Origin of the sequence: Terrimonas sp. (genome assembly GCF_003075435.1) — a bacterium.
In the GTDB taxonomy this organism is placed as follows: Bacteria; Bacteroidota; Bacteroidia; order Chitinophagales; family Chitinophagaceae; genus Agriterribacter.
In genome coordinates, this window is sequence record NZ_QCZJ01000066.1 from 1 (window position 1) to 2,679 (window position 2,679).

Here is a 2,679-nt window from a genome sequence, read left to right on the forward strand (position 1 = left end):
TGTAAATTCCTGAGATGTTGACCCATTGTTCTTGCATGTTGACCCACTCCGGTTGCGATACTATGAGTAAGAGCTAAATGAGGTGATAAAAATACGGATGAGTATTAAGAGTTGAGAGATTTTTTTCTTCTTCTGGATTCACCTTTTAGTTCAATACGGCTGGCATTAGCTGTCAACCTGTCCATAATGGCATCTGCGAGTGTTGGGTCATTGATATATTCATACCATTTAGCTACCGGCAGTTGAGATGTTATAATAAGGCTCTTTTTTCCATAGCGGTCTTCGAGTAGTTGTAAAAGGGTAAGCCTTATTTCCTGCGATAAGGGCTGCAAACCGAAGTCGTCCAGTATAATAAGGGTTTGTTTTTCCAGATGGTTAAGCAGCTTGATGTAAGAGCCATCTAATTTAGACAGCGTTACTTTTTCAATAAGGCGGTTCATATTGAGGTAGGTGGTTTTATATCCCTGCAGGCAAGCCTGATGCCCGAGTGCACATGCCAGAAAGCTTTTGCCACACCCGGTGGCTCCTGTGATAAGTATGTTTTCTCCATTACCGAGATAAAGCCCTTCTGCCAGGGTAGCCAGTTGTTGTTTGGAGAGATTGCGCGAAGCGCCACTTTCTACTTGCTCCATCGTAGCAGGCAGCCGTAGCTTAGCCAGCTTAAGATAATAAGCTGTTTTTTCATTGTAACGGGTGAGTTGTTCAGATTGCAGGAGATGGGCGATCAGCTCATGTCCTTCGAGTTGCTGGTTCAGGGGCAGCTCCAGTTGCGATTTGTAAGCATGATACATTCCGCTTAAACGTAGTCCCTGCATTTGTTCTAATGTTTGTGTTGTGTTCATGATGGGTTTGTTTTTTGTTTAATGATTATTGATAGCTTTCTTTTCCCCGGATATTATCATGAGGGGGTATAGAGGGGTTTGTAAGTGGTAGTTGTGTTTGTTTATCCAGTCCCCGCTCCAGTATATTTTTGATCATGGTATAGTTGATCCTTGTGCCCTGCAGGGCTCTTGCACAGGCGGCATCCAGCCTTTGGGCGGTATACTTTTTATGCAGCATCAGCATCCCGAAGCAGGCTTTATAGTTTTGCTCCATGTAAATGCTGTTTTCCAGCATAAGGGTAGCAGCCTGCACTACATGAGCGCCTAAGCGTGCAGCCTGTGCCAGGAGGTCATCGCGGTTAAAGCCTTTTATCTGCTGCATCTTCTGGTGGTGCGGTGGCATATGCTCTGCAAGTGTAGTATAGGCTTTATTGTGTCCCCGGCGGCTGTGAACAGCAATGCGATTACCATCCAGGTATACTTCTACTACCTCCCGGTCATACATCACTTTTACCTTTTTGCCTACGTATTGGTAAGGAACGCTGTAATAATGATGGGTCTCGCTAAGTTGTACATGATAATTACGCTGTATAGTGAGCCATACCACTTTTTTAGTAGTAAAAGGTTCCGGGGGAAGGGGTTTAAGTGAAGATCGCTCCTGCTGTTCAAAAAACCACCGGCGGCTGTAGGGGGTATTTTTATAAGGCTTATCATTGAGTAATATTAACTGTTGCTGTATAGCGGTGTTAAGGGCTTCTATACCGGTAAAAACCTGATGCCGTAATGGTGCATATATATGCGTATATACAATGTTCACCGCCCGTTCTACCATTGCCTTATCGCGGGGGCTGTAAGGGCGGGTAGCAGTAAAAGTAGTGTGATAGTGTTCAGAGAGCTGCTCACAGATGTCAGTAAACCGGGGCTCATAGCGATCGGCACGGATAACTGCTGTTTTAAGATTATCGCAAACAATGGTGACAGATACGCCACCATAAAACTTCAGCATACTATTGATGCAATGGACAAAATCTGCTGTTTGCTGTGAGGGTACTGCCAGGCAAAATATAAGACCGCTATAGGGCATAACAGCTACAAATACCTCGCAGGTTATCTGCTCTCCAGTATCCTGATCTACATAGCACTGTTTTTTACCGGCAAAGTCTATCATGATCATGTCGGCAACCTGGTATTCCAGATGCATGGACAGATCGCGGTTTTTAAAGTAGCGGCTAAGGTGATAACAATAGCGGCTGTAGCTATAGCCATCGGGGTGATGTGCCAGGTACTCCTGCCAGAGCAACTGCCGGGTAACACCGGTTTTGGATAGTTCAGCGCCGGCTGCATTAAAATGAGCGGTAAGCTGGCGCAGGCGTTCAGCTTCCAGTTCCGGCAGGTCATTATCATAGGCTCTGTCAGCCAGTTCCAGGTCTGAAAGGGTATCTTTTGCGTCATTAAAATGGGAAAGGTATTTACGCACGGTATTGCGGCTGACGTTCATACGGCGCGTGATCTCATGGATGGAAATACCATCACTGTGAAGCTGAAGGATTTGTTTTATCTGTTCCATTGCTATTGGTTGTTGTGCCATGCTCCTTTATTTTTTAAAGGCGCAAATGACAATCAAAAAGCCTTACTTTGGTAGCAATGCGGGGTGGGTCAACATGCAGGAATGGCAGTCTGCCCAACAAGTTTATAGGTGGGTCAACATGCAGGAATAACCCTTTTCTACAGGTGGGTCAACATGCAAGAATGTACTTTGACAATACATGACCATCCCTAATCAGAGTGGGTCAACATGATCAGGAATGATGGGTCAGCATGTGCAGGAATAGTGGGTCAGCATGTGCAGGAATATACA

The 2,679-nt window shown here is 45.3% G+C and carries 2 protein-coding genes; both read right to left on the reverse strand.

Annotated elements, in window-relative coordinates:
• Positions 1-104 precede the first annotated feature (104 nt).
• Entirely contained in the window at positions 105-842 is a 738-nt protein-coding gene (gene istB, locus DC498_RS25820) for an IS21-like element helper ATPase IstB (protein ID WP_116877010.1), read from the reverse strand.
• A 25-nt stretch (positions 843-867) separates the two neighbouring features.
• Complete coding sequence (gene istA / locus DC498_RS25825) at positions 868-2,409, reverse strand: IS21 family transposase (protein WP_116877011.1); 1,542 nt, start codon at positions 2,407-2,409, stop codon at positions 868-870.
• Positions 2,410-2,679 lie beyond the last annotated feature (270 nt).

Coding starts and splice junctions, on each gene's coding strand:
- istB (WP_116877010.1), bottom strand. CDS start 842: ATGAACACAACACAAACATTAGAACAAATGCAGGGACTACGTTTAAGC.
- istA (WP_116877011.1), bottom strand. CDS start 2,409: ATGGCACAACAACCAATAGCAATGGAACAGATAAAACAAATCCTTCAG.